Origin of the sequence: Micromonospora sp. NPDC048835, from assembly GCF_040649995.1 — a bacterium.
Taxonomy (GTDB): Bacteria; Actinomycetota; Actinomycetes; order Mycobacteriales; family Micromonosporaceae; genus Micromonospora.
The window spans coordinates 393,853-408,531 of sequence record NZ_JBEZGM010000002.1 but is presented as its reverse complement, the minus strand read 5'-3'; the positions used below and the strand labels follow the sequence as shown (position 1 = coordinate 408,531).

The following is a 14,679-nucleotide window of genomic DNA, read 5'->3' as shown; positions in this document are numbered from 1 at the left end:
CCTCAGCCCGGCCGGGTCCTCAGCCCGGCCGGGTCCTCAGCCGGCGACGGGTAGCGGGTCGCGGGTGATCGGGCAGGACATGCAGCGCGGTCCGCCCCGACCTGAGCCCAGCTCCGAGCCGGCGATCGGGATCACCTCGATGCCGGCCCGCTCCAGTTGGGCGTTGGTCTCGGTGTTGCGCTCGTAGCCGACGCAGAGCCGGGGGGCCAGCGCGAGGGTGTTGTTGCCGTCGTCCCACTGCTCGCGTTCCGCCGTGACCGGGTCCAGCCCGGTGTCGATGACCCGGAGCAGGTCGAGGTCCATCGCGTCGGCGGCGGCCCGTAGGAACGGTGCCGGCCCGTCCACCCGTGGGTCCTCGCCGTCCGCGCCGGCGATCACCGTGTACGCGGAAAGCGTGCTCGCGATGTTGGGGTACATCAGGACGGCGTCCACGTCGACCATCGTGCACACCGTGTCCAGGTGCATGGTGGCCCGCTTCTGGGCGATCGGCACCACCAGGATGGTGTGGGCCAGACCGGCGGCGAAGACCTGCCGGCCGAGGCGTTCGGCGCCGGCCGGGGTCGTCCGCTCGCCCACCCCGACGGCCAGCACCCCGGGGGCGAGCAGCAGCACGTCCCCGCCCTCCAGGTGCTCGAGGCTGGGGCGGTAGACGAACTCGGTGCCGGCGAACCGGGGGTGGTGGCGGTAGATGGCGTCGGTCAGGGTGGTCTCGCGGCGGCGGGCCGGCATGGCCAGGCTGGTGACTCCGACCCGGTCACCGATCCACAACGACGAGTCGCGGGTGAACAGCAGGTTGGGCAGCGGGTCGATGACGAAGTCGTGCCGGTCCATCAGCGTGTAGACCAGCCCGCCAGGTCGCTCCGAGCTGATCCGCAGTTCCTCATGGGCCAGCCCGGCGGTGAGCACGTCGGCCAGGGCGGCGGGGTCCAGGTAGGAGAGGTGGTCGGCGACGCGGGCGCGCAGCGTGTCGCCGAGTCGCCGCGAGCGCAGCACCTCCTCGGTCAGTTCGGCCCGGGCGTCCGCGACGGCGAGCGTCTCGGCCAGCAGGGTGGCCAGGTAGAGCACTTCGACGCCGCGCTCGCGCAGGGCTGCGGCGAACGCGTCGTGCTCCTCCTGGGCCCGCCCCACCCACGGGATCGCGTCGAAGAGAAGCGAGTCGTTGTTGCGTGGGGTGAGCCGGGCCAGTTCGGGGCCGGGCCGGTGCAGCAGTACCGTGCCGAGTCGCCCGACTTCGCTGTCGACGTAGTGGGTCACTCCCGCAGCGTAGGGCAGGGTTTAGCGGCATCCGAGAAAAGAACTGTGGATGAATATGGCATTCATCCACAGTCACTCCGGCGCTTCGGCTTGCCGAACACGGGTGGTGACGACGTAGGGTAGTGAGGACATAACTTCGAGGGACCTTTTGCCGGAGGTCGCGATGACTGTCTTTCCCGCACGACGAGCCGTACCGTCCGCTCGGGCACTGCCGCCCGTGTCGGTGCCGCACCCCCGCGTCGAGGCGCCGGGAGTGCTTGAGCCGGTCCGTCCGACACCGCTCGAATGGGCTCGTCGTCGTCGGGCCGAGCGAGGTGCCCGCCGCCTGGAGGCGGCAGGTGCACGCGCGCTGGGCCAACTCGACCACCTCGGGCCGGCCTGGCACGTGATCGAGTGGCCGCGCACCGACGTGACAGACGTCCTCGACCACGGTCAGGACGACCGGGCCGGGTTCCTCGCCATCGGGCCGAGCGGCCTCTTCGCCGTGACCATCGCCGACCACGGCCGGGCCAGGGTGCTCGTCGCCGGGGACGTGGTGCAGATCAACGGCAAGCGACCGCCGTACGTGGCGGAGTCCCGTCGGGACGCCAAGCGGGCCAGCAAGGCGCTCTCCGACGCGGTGGGGCTGCCCGTTCCGGTGACGCCGGTGCTGACCTTCGTCGGCTCCGGCGTGATCAGCGTCTACGGCCTTCCCAAGGACTGTCTGATGGCCACCCACCGGGAGTTGGACCGGTTGCTCGTGGCCGGTGGCAGCCGGATCAGCCCCGCCACCGCCGAGAAGCTTTCCCGGGTCGCACAGCATCCCGGCACCTGGCTGAACGGCACGTACCGTCCAACCGCCGACTACCGGTGGTACGACGAGGGCCGAACGGCCGCTGACAAGCCGGCCCACCGCCGGTAACGTCACCGGCGACGCCACGCGGCTCCGGTCCCCCCGTTCACCTCACCGGTCCCGCGCCGTCACTGGCCGCCTCGGTTCCCGATGCGCGGTCGGTGACCCGGTGCGCTCGGTGATTCCGTCGGCGACCCGCTAGCGTGGACAGTCGATCGGTGCACATAGGAGGCGCGGTGGCCCACGTCGAACTTTCGCTCTCGGAAGCGTTCGTGCCGGCGGCGCGGGCCTCGACAGAGCCGGAGTCCGGCAATGTCGGTCAGTGGTCGTCGACAGTCTCCCGGGCCGACGAGCCGTGCCTGCTGATCGACGCCGACACCCGGGTGGTGGCGATCTCCACGGCCGGCTGCGAGTTGCTCTGCCTCGGCGAGCCGGACGGGCTGATCGGGCGACCGCTGCTCGACGGCGGGCTGCGCCTGCTCGACTTCACCGCCAACCGGGGCGAGCTGACCGAAGCCGAGATCGACAAGATCCCGCCGCTGCTGGCGCTCTCCTCGGGCCGACTCGCCCGTGGGCTGCTCCGGGTGCAGGCGGCCTCGGCGAACAGCTCCGACGCGACAGTCGACGCGATCGCCACCCCGGTGCTCACCGACGGCACCGTTGCCGGCTCGCTCACCTTCTTCTCCGAGGTCTGACCTGCGGCGCAGTGTGGCCTTCGCCGCACGCGCCGTTACCCCGGAGCCTCCACCCGAAGGCCATAGGGTGCCATCATGCTCGATATCGCCCTGCTGCCCGGGGAATACGCCGTGTGCCGGCTGGCCGCCGGCAGCACCCTGCCGTACGCGCTGTCGAGCGGGCTGGGCGGCGCGGACGTGGTGACGGTGAGCTGGACCGCCGACGGGATCTCCGTGATCTGCCCGGCCGACCGGGCGCCGACCCAGGCCGTCGTGGAGACGACCTGGCGCTGTCTACGGGTCACCGCTCCGGTGGCGCTGGCCGGCACCGGCAGCCTGGCCGCGCTCGTCGACCCACTCGCCGAGGCACGGGTCAGCGCCGTCACGTTCTCCACCTTCGACACCGACTACCTGCTGGTGCCGACCGTTCGGCTGGCCGAGGGCACCGCCGCGCTCCAGCGCGCCGGGCACCGCGTCACCGGCTGAGGTTCACCCGACCGGCCGCTCGCCCTACGATGGGCTCGGCCACCCCCGGCCGCGACGAATTCTCCGATGTCCCGAGGATCGGCCCGTGCCGTTCACCCCACGCCACCCCGCGTCCCCCTCACCGCGGGCGACGGATCACCCCACACCGGCGACTCACGACTGGTCAGCAGGTCGTGCTCCCGCCCGGATCATCGCCCACGCGCTGCCCATGGCGCTCGCGTCGGTCGCCGTCGCGTCGCTCGCCGGGTGCGGCGCTCCGCCGGGGCTGGGCGAGCCGACGAGCGTGCCCACCCACACCTCGGCCCCGACGCCGTCCGGTCCGAGCACCGCACCCACGACCCCGCCGACCACCGCGCCGACTCCAGGTCCGGTCACGCCCACCCCGGACGCCGGGTTGGTCGCCACCGCCTGCCGCAACGGGCCGACCGGGCAGCGGGTGCTGCAACTGTTGCGCGGGCGGGCCGGCGTGCTGCCGGCTAACGTCCGGGTCCGGGTCCAGGTCCGCACCGGGCCACTCTGTGCCGGTGAGTGGCAGTTCACCGTCCTGGCGGTGACCGGGCACGAGGAACTCCAGGTGGTCACCCGGGGCGAACCCAGCGCCCCGGTGTTGGTCACCGCCGGCACGGACGTCTGCACCATCGAGGTACGCGCCACCAGCCCGGCCGGGATCCGCGCTCTCGCCTGCGACGCCGGCCCGGCCAACCAACCGGGTGCGTAGGCTGATCGGCATGCCGGGAACACCGCCGACACGTTTCGTCTACCTCGGGCCGGAGGGCACCTTCGCCGAGCAGGCGCTGCGCTCCGTACCCGCCGCCGAGCGCGGCACCCGTACGCCCGCCCGCAGCGTCGGTGAGGCGCTGGACAGCGTCCGCGCCGGCGACGCCGACGCCGCGCTGGTGCCACTCGAAAACTCGATCGGTGGCGCGGTCGGCGTCACGCTCGACGAGATGGCCGAGGGCGAGCCGTTGGTGATCACCCGGGAGGTGATCCTGTCGGTGGAGTTCGTGCTCGCCACGAGGCCCGGCACCGCGCAGTCCTCGATCCGCACCGTGGCGGCCCATCCACAGGCATCCACCCAGTGCCGCGGCTGGCTACGCGACCACCTGCCCGACGCCGTGGTGGTCGACGTGCTCTCCAACGGCGCGGCCGCCGCCGGTGCCGGCACGGGTGAGTACGACGCGGCGATCTGCGCACCGATCGGAGCCTCCCGGCACCGACTCACGATCCTCGCCGACAAGATCGCCGATCACCCCGACGCGGTGACCCGGTTCGCGCTGGTGTCCCGCCCCGGGCCGCCACCGCCACCGACCGGAGACGACCTCACCTCGCTCGCGGTCTACATCGCCCACGACAGGGTCGGCGCGCTGCTGTCCGTGCTGATGGAGTTGGCAGTCCGGGGGGTCAACCTGACCCGGATCGAGTCCCGTCCGACCGGCGAGGCGCTGGGCCGCTACGTCTTCTTCCTGGACTGCACCGGCCACGTGGCCGACGTACGCCTGGGTGAGGCGTTGCAGGGGCTCCGCCGCGTCTGTGCCGACGTCCGCTTCCTGGGCTCGTATCCCAGGCACCGGTGGGCCGAGGCTGGCGAACGTCCGGTGCCCGCGCCGGCGGGTCTCTCCGACATCGACTACGCCGACGCGGCGGCCTGGCTGACCCGACTGCGTACAGGTGAGTTGACCTGACCGGGCGGGCACTCCCGAGAGTCGGGAGCACCCGCGCCGCTCCCGATCAGCTCAGCAGACCGCCGAGCAGACCGCCCTCCTGCTGCTGCTGGCCGCTGCCCATGACCGGCGGCTCCTCGGACGGCTGCACCACCACGAAGCCCTGACCGGCGAAGCTCATGGTGAACGACTCGCCGGTGCGGCGACCGAGCAGTGTGCCGAGGCCGAGCTGCTCAGCCCGGTGGTAGCCGGTCTGGAGGTTTGCCGACCAGCAGACCGCCGCCTGCGGGTCGACGTAGGTCGGGGCGTCCACGTTGAGCACGACCGGGGTGCCCTTGGTGGTGATGGCGATCCGCCCGTACCCGCTGAACACACAGTTGAAGAGGCCGGACGAGGACGCCATCCCGGCGCCGCCGACCATCCTGATGTCGTACTGGAGGGTGGAGTCGAAGGCGAGCACGCTGGAGCCGTTGATGGAGAGCGCGTCGCCCGGCTCCAGGTCGATGATGTGCACGTCCTTGGCCAACTCGGCGAGGAAGACGTCACCCTGACCGGAGACCTTCATCAGCGGGACGCCCTCGCCGGTGAGCTTCTGCTTGAGGAACTTGCCGAGCCCACCCGAGCCCAACGCCTGGAACTGCACATTTCCCTGGTAGGCGACCATCGACCCGACCCGGGCCATCGCCTCGCCGTTGAGTTCGATCTTCAACATCTTGGAGTTCTGCAACCGCATGCCGGGCTGCGCGGACTCCTTCTCGAGATTTTCCGCGGAGAACAGCTCGCTGCGCATGAAAGGGCCTCCTGAATAGGGTCGCGTTCGCTGCACCGACGGTAGGCGACCACGGCAAGCACCGGCCGTCGGTCGCCCGGCGCGGCGCGGGGCGGCGGCGCAGCGGGGCGACGCGGTGACGGCAGCGTGTGGCGGGGATGGTCGCTGAGCGGCGGGCGTCAGCCCCAGCCGAGCGCGTGCAACCGCGCGTCGTCGATGCCGAAGTGGTGAGCGATCTCGTGCACCACGGTCACCGCCACCTCGTCGATGACGTCCTCGTCGTCGTCGCAGATCCGTAGGATCGGATGGCGATAGATGAAGATCCGGTCGGGCAGCACACCGGAGTAGTCCCAACCGCGCTCGGTGAGCGCATGCCCCTCGTAGAGGCCGAGCAGGTCGACCTCTCCCGGTGGCGGGTCGTCCTCGACCAGGATCACCACGTTGTTCATCAGGCCGAGCAGTTCTTCGGGCACCTCGTCGAGGGCTTCGCCGACCAACTCCTCGAAGCGCTCACGGCTCATCTCCACCGGCACCCCGCCAATTGTGCCCGACGCGGCGGCACACGACCCGGTGCTGCTGAACGACCGTGGCCGTCGTCCGTACATGCACGGAAGAAGCGACCACCCGGGACCGGGTGGAGGCTCCTTCCGTGGACGTACGGTGTGGGTCGGCTCGCTCAGGCGGCCAGGCGGGCGCTGAGGGTGATCTCGGCACCCGGCGAGAGCAGGCGGGAGATCGGGCAGTTGGCCTTGGCGGCCTCGGCGAGCTTCTGGAACTCCGCGTCGTCGATCCCGGGGACCTGGCCGACCGTCTCCAGGTCGATCCGGGTCACGGTCATGCCGGCGTCGGTCTTGTCCAGGTGGACCTTGGCGGTGGTCTCGACCGAGGTGGCCGTCGAGCCCGCGTCGGCGAGCGCCTTGGAGAACGCCATCGAGAAACAGCCGGCGTGCGCGGCGGCGATGAGCTCCTCGGGGTTGGTGCCCTCACCCTCCTCGAAGCGCGACTTGAAGGAGTAGTTGCCGGACAGGCCGCCCTTACCGGTGCGGACGGTGCCCGCGCCCTCGGTGAGATTGCCCTGCCATTCTGCTGAAGCGGTACGGATTGGCATGGGGCAAACGCTAGCGGAAAGGCGACCGCCGAGCGACAGACCGGCGCGCACGCCAGCCCTGCGATCCCCGTCACCACCGGTCTGCTGTGTCATGATGCGATCCAGGTCCGTGACCGGCGGAAGGGTGGCCGATGTCCGACGAACTTCCGATTCCCCGGCAGGGCGATCGATCCGACGTCCCGGCCGTGATCGAGTGGGATGGCGTCGAGGCGGCCCCGCGACGCCGGTTCGCCTGGTCCCTGGCCGACTTCACGCAGGATCCTCGGCTGCCCCTGCTGCTCGCCGGGCTGGGCGCCGTGGCCGCAATCGCCTCGGTGGTCGGTGAGTGGCTGGTGATGAACCTGCCGAACGGCGGGGCCGAGGGGAACACGACGATCAAGGTGCCCGCCGGGGTGTCCGAGATCGGTGGCTTCGGGGTCGGTTATCTGGTCGGGCTGCTCGCCCTCGTCTGCACCGTGACGCTGGCGCTGCGCGGCACCGCGGCTGCGCGACCGAACGCCCGGCTTGCCGGTCTCACCCTGGCCGGTGCCCTGCTGGTGCTGCTGGGTGCCGCCACGACCAGCCTCGACAACCCTCGGCCGTACGCGCCCGAGGAGGGCTACCAGATCGAGTACGGCCGCGGGCTGGCGATGGCATTCGTCGCCTGTGTGCTGTTCGCGGCCGCCCTGCGGCTGGCACCCGCAGCACCCCCCGGCGCGTTCGGCCCGGTCAACGACGGCCCCGCCGACACGTCAGCGCCGCGACCCTGGCGCCGCCGCCGGAGCCCCGACCCGATCATGGAGGACGGGCTACCCGCCCCAGCCGACCTGACGGTCACCCCCGCCGCCCCGTTCGCCCGTCCCAACCCCCAGCCCTGACCGACCCCCTTCCCAGCCATGGGCTGTGTTGATCATGGAGTCGTGCTGGTGAACATAAGTTGGCGTCCGATTCGCCTGGAAGTCATGGATGCGACCCGTTCCGCGAGGTACGGTTGCTGACCCGCCGTCACACCGAGACTCGGGTTCCCTGACCCTGGTGGTCTGACGGCGGCGGGCGAAGGAGGAACGATGACCCGCCCGGGACTGCCCAAGTTGATCGCGACCGACCTCGACGGGACGCTGGTCCGCAGCGATGACACCGTCTCCGCGTACACCCATGGGGTGCTCGACCGGGTGCGCGCCGCCGGAATTCCGGTGGTTGGCGCGACCGGACGCGGCCCTCGGTTGACGGAGTTGACCCGCAACGACATCCGTGCCGCCGACTTCCTGGTGATGGCCGGTGGTGGGCGGGTGGTCGACCAGAGCGACCCGAGTGGCCCGGTGGTGCTCCGCGACGAGCGGCTGCCCGCCGAGGTGCTGGCCCGGCTGCTCGCCGACCTGGAAGCGGAGGTCGGCCCGCTGACGGTGATGGTCGAGGCGTCCGACGAGCACGACGCCCCGCTGTGGGGTGACTACCACGAGAGCTGGCCCTACCAGGACCGCTTCGAGGCGCGTACTCGCGACGAGTGCCTCGCCTGCGATGTGATCAAGGCCTTTGCCCGGACGGCCGACCACCACGTGGACGAGCTGCTGGCGGTGGCCCGTCGGATCGTCCCGCCACAGGTCGCCACGCTCACCCAGGCCGGGCTCGGTTTCATCGAGATCTGCCCGCCCGGCGTGGACAAGGCGACCGGGCTGACCGTGGTGGCGCAGACGCTGGGGGTCGACCCGGCCGATGTGCTGGTCTTCGGTGACATGCCCAACGACCTGCCGATGTTCGAGTGGGCCGGCTGGTCGCGGGTGGCCGTGGCGAACGCCCACCCCGCTCTGCGCGCCGTCGCCGACGAGGTGACCTTGCGCAACGACGACGACGGGGTGGCGGTGTATCTCGACCGGCTACTGTCCCGGTAATGGGAGACACGCCCCGCCTCATCGCCACCGACATCGACGGCACGCTGATCCGCGACGACCACACCGTCAGCCCCCGCACCGCCGACCTGCTCGCGCGGATCACCGCGCAGGGCACGCCGGTCGTCCTGGTCACCGGCCGTCCGGTCCGCTGGCTCAAGATGGTGTACGACCAACTCGCCAAGCCGCTGCCGGCGGTCTGCGCCAACGGTGCCGTGGTCTACGACCCGTTCTCGGACGAGGTGGTGCGGGCCGACCCGCTCGCGCCGCACCACCTGGCCGAGGTGGCCCGGAGGCTACGGGCCGAGGTGCCCGGGATCAGCTTCGCCGTGGAGATCCTGGACAGTCGGGAGATGCGGCACGAGGCGCACTACCCGCTGCGCTGGGACGCGGACGCCGACGGCATCCGGCCGGTCGAGACACCGGAGGAGCTGCTGTCGGTGCCGGCGGTGAAGCTCCTGGCCCGGGCCGGCGAGCAGGACCCGGATGCCTTCGCCGCGCTGATCGCGGCGGCGGTGACCGGGTTGGCCGAGGCGACGCACTCGTCGTCGTCCGGCCTGGTGGAGATCTCCGCGTCCGGTGTGACCAAGGCGGCGGGGCTGGCCTGGTACTGCGACCAGATCGGGGTGGCCGCCGAGGACGTGGTGGCCTTCGGTGACATGCCCAACGACGTACCGATGCTGACCTGGGCCGGGCGCGGCGTGGCGGTGGCCAACGCGCATCGCGCCGTCCTGGCGGTCGCCGACGAGGTGACGTCGGCGAACACCGAGGACGGCGTGGCGGCGTACCTGGAGAAGGTCTTCGGGGTGGGCTGAGGGGTCAGAGGTACTGACCGGTGTTGTGACCCTCGCCGCCGCCCGGCTGGCCGATGCCCGGCATCCCGGGGACGACTCCGCCGGGGCCGCTGGGCAGCGCCTGCCGGCCGCCCCGCATCTGCTCGAGCTGCACCCGGGCGGCCATCTGCTGGGCCACCAGGGCCGCCTGGATGCCGTGGAACAGGCCCTCCAGCCAGCCGACGAGCTGGGCGTGCGCGATTCGCAGCTCGCCCTCGCTGGGGGCCTTGTCCTCGGCGAAGGGCAGCGAGATGCGCTCCAGCTCGTCGCGCAGCTCGGGGGCGAGGCCCTCCTTGAGCTCGACGATCGACCGCTCGTGGATCTCCCGCATCCGGTTGCGGCTGGCGTCGTCGAGAGGTGCGGCCTTCACCTCCTCCAGCAGCTGCTTGATCATGCTGCCGATCCGCATCACCTTGGCCGGCTGTTCGACCAGGCGGGTCGGGTCCTCGCCCTGGCCCTCGTCGGTCTGCATCGTGCCGATCGGCCGGCCGTCCGGGCCGACCACCACGACCGTGCCGGGATGGCCGGAGTCGTCGGTGCCGGGCTCGTCGTTCTCTGCAGCGGAGCGCGCTTCGGTCATGGGGTCCATCTTTACCCAGCCGGCGCGGACCATGCCGCCCGGGACCGACTCCCGGGGCCGAACCACCCGGGTGGGGCGCGCTACCGTCGGCGCCATGCCTGTCGACCCGCGCGCCGTGCTGACCCGGCCCGCACCGGAGCCGGACCGGACGATCGCGTACGGGGACGACCCGAATCAGGTGGCCGACCTGCGCCTTCCGGCGGGAGCCGGGCCGGCGCGACCGCTCGTCGTCGTTCTGCACGGCGGGTTCTGGCGGGCCGAGTACGACCGGCGGCACACCGGCCCGCTGGCCACAGCCATCGCCGCTGCCGGCTACCCGGTGGCGCAACTGGAATACCGCCGCACGGGGCAGCCTGGGGGCGGTTGGCCGGGCACCCTGACCGACGTCCTGACCGGGGTGGCCGAGCTGCCGGTGCTGGCGGCCGAGGCGCTGCCGGGCAGGGTCAGCCGGGCCGCCCCGATCCTGGTCGGCCACTCGGCCGGCGGCCACCTGGCGCTGTACGTGGCGGCCACCGCCCCGGCGACGGTGGGCGGTGTGCTCGCCCTGGCCCCGGTGGCCGATCTCAGCGAGGCGTACCGGCGAGATCTGGACTCGGGCGCGGTCGCCGCGCTGCTCGGCGGCGGCCCGACACAGGTTCCGGACCGGTACGCGGCTGCGGATCCACGAATGTTGGTACCGATACGGACACGGACCGTAGTAATGCACGGTTCGGACGATCATCAGGTTCCGGCAGAGATGAGCCGGGATTTCGTCACGGAGACTCGTGCCGCAGGTTCCGATATCGCCCTTGTTGAACTGCCCGGATGCGAGCATTTCGGGCTGATCGACCCGGAGTCCGTGACCTGGCCTCAGGTCCTCTCTGTGTTGCGGTCATTGCACGATGATCACTAGCCATTGACGCAGCGTCGCGAAGCAGGTAGAACGCCGGAGGGGCGGTGTACAGCCCTGCAACGCTTCCGTGGAAGGAACTCGGTGTCGCAGATGAATCGCAGGCGGGCGCTCCAACTATTGGCCGCGCTTGGTACCACCGGGTTCGCCGCCGCGTGTGGTTCCGACAGTGACGCCGAACCGACCGCCGCCCGTGCCCCGGTCAAGATCGGTTTGATCACTCCGCAGGCCGGTGGTTTCAAGAGCATCGGTGACGACATCACCAATGGCTTCCAGCTCTTCCTCGACCTGCACGACCAGCGGCTCGGCGGTCACCCGGTGGAGCTGCTGACCGCCGACGAGGGTGACACCGCGAAGACGGGCAAGGCCGCCGTCGAGGGCCTGCTCAAGCAGAATGTGCTGGCGCTCACCGGCGTGGTCAACTCGGCGGTGATGGTCGGCATCCGGGACACCGTGGAGCAGGCCCGGGTCCCGCTCATCGGCTCCAACGCCTCGCCGAGCAGCCTGCAGAGCGTCTTCTACATCTGGCGGACCTCGTACGTGCTCGACGAGGCCGGCCGGGCGCTGGGCCGCTATCTGCGGGAACAGCTACCGTCGAACGGCCGGATCGCGATCATCATGCCGGAGAACGTGGGCAGCCCGGACGTGGTCCGGGGCTTCCGGGAGGACTTCGGCATCTCCGACCCGCGGATCCGCGATGCGGCGACCTACACCAGCGCGACCCCCAACCCCGGCAAGACGACGTACTCCTCGGACATCAGCAAGGCGCTGGACAAGGACCCCACAGCGGTCTTCTGCTTCTTCGCCGGAGCGGCCGCCGTGGAGTTCATCAAGCAGCTACGCGAACAGTTCTCCGGCCCCATCTACGCGCCCGGCTTCCTCACCGAGGGCTCCGTGCTGGAGAACCTGAAGGACAACGCGCTGGGCATCCAGACCGCGCTCAACTACTCGGCCGACCTGAGCAACACGTCGAACCGGGTCTTCGCCTCGGCGTACCGGAAGAAGTACCAGGTCACCCCGACCACGTACGCGATGGCGTCGTACGACGCGGCGCAGGTGCTCGACCAGGCCATCCAGCTGACCGGCGGGAAGCCCACGCCGCAGCAGGTCAACCTGGCCCTGGGCAGGATCGGCCAGATCGACAGCCCGCGTGGCATCTGGCAGTTCAACCAGCCGCGTACCCCGCAGCAGAAGTGGTACCTGCGCGAGGTGCAGCGCGACGGTCAGGTCATGTCGAACGTGTTGATCAACGAGCTGGCCACGCTGGGCTGAGCGCCCACCCGGAGCACGATTCGGGGCCGGTCTCCCAGTGGGAAGCCGGCCCCGAGACGTTCGTGGGTCAGTGCCGCAGCTCGGCGACGCAGCACTTCACGCTGCCGCCGCCCTTCTTCAGCTCGGCCAGCTCGACGGGCACGGGGGTGTACCCGGCCGCCTTGAGCTTGCCGGCCAGCCGGGTGGCCTCGCTGTTGAGCACCACGTTCGCGCCGTCGCTGACGAGGTTGAGCCCGAAGGCCATCGCGTCCTCGTCGTCGGCGACCACCGCGTCCGGGAAGAGTTGGGTGAGCACCCGCTGGCTGGCCGCGGAGAACGCGCCCGGGAAGTAGACGACGTTCGCGTCGTCCAGGGCCGCGAGGGCCACGTCCAGGTGGTAGAAGCGGGGGTCGATCAGGCGCAGTGACACCACCGGGCGGCCCAGCGCCTCCTGCGCCTCCGCGTGCGCCGGGATCTCGGTGCGGAAGCCGTGCCCGGCCAGGATGAGCCCGCCGTGGGCCTCCGGCAGGTACGCGAAGTCGCCCTCGCCCTCGTTGGTCTCGCTCGGCGCGACGAACCGCCAGCCCTGCGCCTCGTAGAAGGAGTGGTGCGCGGCGGCCTCGGCGGCCCGCTGCTCGTGCTTGAACCGGGCGCCGTAGACGCTGCCGTCCACCACGAAGCCGCCGTTGGCGGCGTAGACCATGTCCGGCAGGCCCTGCTCGGGGGCGAGCAGGTGCACCTCGTGGCCGAGGCCGACGAGCGTCTCCCGCAGCCGGTCCCACTGCTTGACGGCCAGGTTCCGGTCGACCGGGGTGGTCACGTCCATCCACGGGTTGATCGCGTACTCGACCGCGAAGTACTCCGGCGAGCACATGAGATATGTCCGCTTTCGCGGGAAACGCTGCTGGTTCACGGTCACCAAGAGTAGGTACCGTGGAACTTTGAAAACAGCCACAAGTGTTGCTTCCCAGAGGCGGAACGTTGCAGATAGACGCGGTAGACCAGCGGATCATTGCGTTGCTAGTCGCGGACGCCCGGGCGTCCTACGCCGACATCGGCGCTCGGGTGTCACTCTCCGCCCCGGCGGTCAAGCGTCGCGTCGACCGACTGCGTGCCACCGGCGTGATCAGGGGATTCACGGCCGTCGTTGACCCGGCCGCCGTCGGCTGGACCACCGAGGCCTTCGTCGAGCTGTTCTGCGCCGGCCGGACCACCCCGGCGCAGATCGGCGTGGCCGCCCGCCGTCACCCCGAGGTGGTCGGCGCGTACACCGTCTCCGGGGAAGCGGACGCGCTCGTGCACCTCCGTGCCGCCGACATCGCCCACCTGGAGGCGGCGCTCGAGCGGCTGCGCGCCGAGTCCTTCGTGACCTCCACCCGCAGCACCATCGTGCTCTCCCGGCTGGTCGAGTCCCCCGGCGTCGGCCCGTCCGCCGGCGCTTCTTGACCTCAACCCGGGTTGAGGAGATGGACTTGTCCCGAGTGGGCGAGGCAGCCCATCGGGGCCGGAGGGGACTGTCATGCGGGCGATCTGGTTACGTGAGTTCGGCGGGCCCGGGGTGCTGGTACCCGGCTCCGCGCCCGACCCGGTCCCCGGCCCCGGCCAGGTGCTGATCGACGTCGCGCACGCGAACATCACCTTCATCGAGACGCAACTGCGCGCCGGTCACCCCGGCCCGTTCCGCCTCACCCCACCGCTGATCCCTGGCAACGGCGTCGGCGGCGTGATCACGGGTGTCGGGTCGGACGTCGACAGGGCGCTGACCGGGCAGCGGGTGGTCAGCGCCACCGGAGGTTCCGGCGGTTACGCCGAACGCGCGGCCGTGGACGCGTCGGCGACGATCGCCGTGCCGGCCGGGTTGGCGCTGGACGGGGCGGTGGCGCTGCTGGCCGACGGGCGGACCGCCACCATGCTGATCGAGGCAGTCGGTGTCCGCCCAGGTGACCGGGTGCTGGTGGAGGCCGCGGCCGGCGGCGTCGGCAGTCTGTTGGTGCAACTCGCGGTCCGGGCCGGGGCCCGGGTGGTCGGCGCGGCCGGCGGGCGACGCAAGGTGGACCTGCTACCCGGCCTGGGCGCCGAGTTGGCGGTCGACTACCTGCTGCCCGAGTGGGCCGAGCAGGTCCGCGCTGAGGTCGGCGGGGTCGACGTGGTGCTCGACGGGGTCGGTGGTCCGGTGGCCCGGGCCGCCTTTGACCTGCTCCCCCCGGGCGGCCGGATGGTCAGCTTCGGGTTGGCGAGCGGGGAGTGGTCCCCGGTGTCGGCGGAGGCCGCCGCGGCACGGCAGGTCACAGTGGTCCGCCCGGACGTGCCGCCGGCCCGGTTGCGGGCGTACACCGAACAGGCCCTGGCGGACGCGGCGGCCGGCCGCCTGCGACCGCTCATCGGCCAACGTTTCCCACTGGAACGCGCCGCCGACGCGCACGCCGCCATCGAGGCGCGCGCGACGGTCGGCAAGACCCTGCTGGACGTGGCCTGAT

At 71.3% G+C, this 14,679-nt stretch carries 18 protein-coding genes; 12 read left to right on the top strand and 6 right to left on the bottom strand.

The window, feature by feature from the left end; all coding sequences use genetic code 11:
• Positions 1–36: 36 nt before the first annotated feature.
• Positions 37–1,254: an arginine deiminase gene (locus AB0C15_RS04375; RefSeq protein ID WP_357348526.1), complete on the bottom strand. Its 1,218-nt coding sequence runs from the start codon at positions 1,252–1,254 to the stop codon at positions 37–39.
• A 163-nt stretch (positions 1,255–1,417) separates the two neighbouring features.
• On the opposite strand from AB0C15_RS04375, the gene AB0C15_RS04370 reads away from it, so the two are divergent.
• The 5 genes from AB0C15_RS04370 (at position 1,418) to pheA (ending at position 4,928) form a co-directional block, all read left to right on the top strand.
• Positions 1,418–2,155, top strand: coding sequence for a hypothetical protein (locus tag AB0C15_RS04370; protein WP_357348524.1), 738 nt, complete (start codon positions 1,418–1,420; stop codon positions 2,153–2,155).
• Positions 2,156–2,322: 167 nt separating this feature from the next.
• Positions 2,323–2,781: a hypothetical protein gene (locus AB0C15_RS04365; protein ID WP_357348522.1), complete on the top strand. Its 459-nt coding sequence runs from the start codon at positions 2,323–2,325 to the stop codon at positions 2,779–2,781.
• A gap of 75 nt (positions 2,782–2,856) precedes the next feature.
• Positions 2,857–3,246 carry an ACT domain-containing protein gene (locus AB0C15_RS04360; RefSeq protein WP_357348520.1) on the top strand — a complete coding sequence of 130 codons (390 nt, stop codon included), beginning with the start codon at positions 2,857–2,859 and terminating at the stop codon, positions 3,244–3,246.
• 208 nt (positions 3,247–3,454) lie between these two features.
• A complete protein-coding gene (locus tag AB0C15_RS04355; RefSeq protein WP_357348518.1) occupies positions 3,455–3,964 on the top strand; it encodes a hypothetical protein in 510 nt (169 codons plus the stop codon).
• Between the two features lie 10 nt (positions 3,965–3,974).
• Positions 3,975–4,928: a prephenate dehydratase gene (gene pheA / locus AB0C15_RS04350; protein WP_357348516.1), complete on the top strand. Its 954-nt coding sequence runs from the start codon at positions 3,975–3,977 to the stop codon at positions 4,926–4,928.
• A 46-nt stretch (positions 4,929–4,974) separates the two neighbouring features.
• Here the strand turns inward: pheA and AB0C15_RS04345 are convergent, their stop codons facing one another.
• The 3 genes from AB0C15_RS04345 to AB0C15_RS04335 all read right to left on the bottom strand — a co-directional run bounded on the left by AB0C15_RS04345 (position 4,975) and on the right by AB0C15_RS04335 (position 6,784).
• Positions 4,975–5,697: an AIM24 family protein gene (locus AB0C15_RS04345; protein ID WP_030487734.1), complete on the bottom strand. Its 723-nt coding sequence runs from the start codon at positions 5,695–5,697 to the stop codon at positions 4,975–4,977.
• Positions 5,698–5,855: 158 nt separating this feature from the next.
• A complete protein-coding gene (locus AB0C15_RS04340; RefSeq protein ID WP_357348693.1) occupies positions 5,856–6,203 on the bottom strand; it encodes a metallopeptidase family protein in 348 nt (115 codons plus the stop codon).
• Positions 6,204–6,352: 149 nt separating this feature from the next.
• Positions 6,353–6,784: an OsmC family protein gene (locus tag AB0C15_RS04335; RefSeq protein ID WP_357348514.1), complete on the bottom strand. Its 432-nt coding sequence runs from the start codon at positions 6,782–6,784 to the stop codon at positions 6,353–6,355.
• Between the two features lie 131 nt (positions 6,785–6,915).
• On the opposite strand from AB0C15_RS04335, the gene AB0C15_RS04330 reads away from it, so the two are divergent.
• From AB0C15_RS04330 to AB0C15_RS04320, 3 genes are all read left to right on the top strand, one after another.
• The gene (locus tag AB0C15_RS04330) at positions 6,916–7,641 is read left to right on the top strand and encodes a hypothetical protein (RefSeq protein WP_357348512.1); all 726 of its coding nucleotides are present in this window, start codon (positions 6,916–6,918) and stop codon (positions 7,639–7,641) included.
• 189 nt (positions 7,642–7,830) lie between these two features.
• The gene (locus tag AB0C15_RS04325) at positions 7,831–8,652 is read left to right on the top strand and encodes an HAD hydrolase family protein (RefSeq protein WP_238661811.1); all 822 of its coding nucleotides are present in this window, start codon (positions 7,831–7,833) and stop codon (positions 8,650–8,652) included.
• A complete protein-coding gene (locus AB0C15_RS04320; protein WP_357348510.1) occupies positions 8,652–9,464 on the top strand; it encodes an HAD family hydrolase in 813 nt (270 codons plus the stop codon). The genes AB0C15_RS04325 and AB0C15_RS04320 overlap by 1 nt, the downstream gene beginning before the upstream one ends.
• A 4-nt stretch (positions 9,465–9,468) precedes the next feature.
• Here the strand turns inward: AB0C15_RS04320 and AB0C15_RS04315 are convergent, their stop codons facing one another.
• Complete coding sequence (locus AB0C15_RS04315) at positions 9,469–10,071, bottom strand: bacterial proteasome activator family protein (protein WP_357348691.1); 603 nt, start codon at positions 10,069–10,071, stop codon at positions 9,469–9,471.
• An 85-nt stretch (positions 10,072–10,156) separates the two neighbouring features.
• Here AB0C15_RS04315 and AB0C15_RS04310 point away from each other — a divergent pair, with 85 nt between their 5' ends.
• Complete coding sequence (locus tag AB0C15_RS04310) at positions 10,157–10,954, top strand: prolyl oligopeptidase family serine peptidase (RefSeq protein WP_357348508.1); 798 nt, start codon at positions 10,157–10,159, stop codon at positions 10,952–10,954.
• Between the two features lie 81 nt (positions 10,955–11,035).
• A complete protein-coding gene (locus AB0C15_RS04305) occupies positions 11,036–12,223 on the top strand; it encodes an ABC transporter substrate-binding protein (RefSeq protein ID WP_357348506.1) in 1,188 nt (395 codons plus the stop codon).
• Between the two features lie 67 nt (positions 12,224–12,290).
• Here the strand turns inward: AB0C15_RS04305 and ddaH are convergent, their stop codons facing one another.
• Positions 12,291–13,124, bottom strand: a complete 834-nt coding sequence (gene ddaH, locus AB0C15_RS04300; RefSeq protein WP_357348504.1) for a dimethylargininase — start codon at positions 13,122–13,124, stop codon at positions 12,291–12,293.
• A gap of 59 nt (positions 13,125–13,183) precedes the next feature.
• On the opposite strand from ddaH, the gene AB0C15_RS04295 reads away from it, so the two are divergent.
• Positions 13,184–13,648, top strand: a complete 465-nt coding sequence (locus AB0C15_RS04295; RefSeq protein ID WP_210787437.1) for an Lrp/AsnC family transcriptional regulator — start codon at positions 13,184–13,186, stop codon at positions 13,646–13,648.
• A 73-nt stretch (positions 13,649–13,721) separates the two neighbouring features.
• Complete coding sequence (locus AB0C15_RS04290) at positions 13,722–14,678, top strand: zinc-binding dehydrogenase (RefSeq protein ID WP_357348503.1); 957 nt, start codon at positions 13,722–13,724, stop codon at positions 14,676–14,678.
• Position 14,679 lies beyond the last annotated feature (1 nt).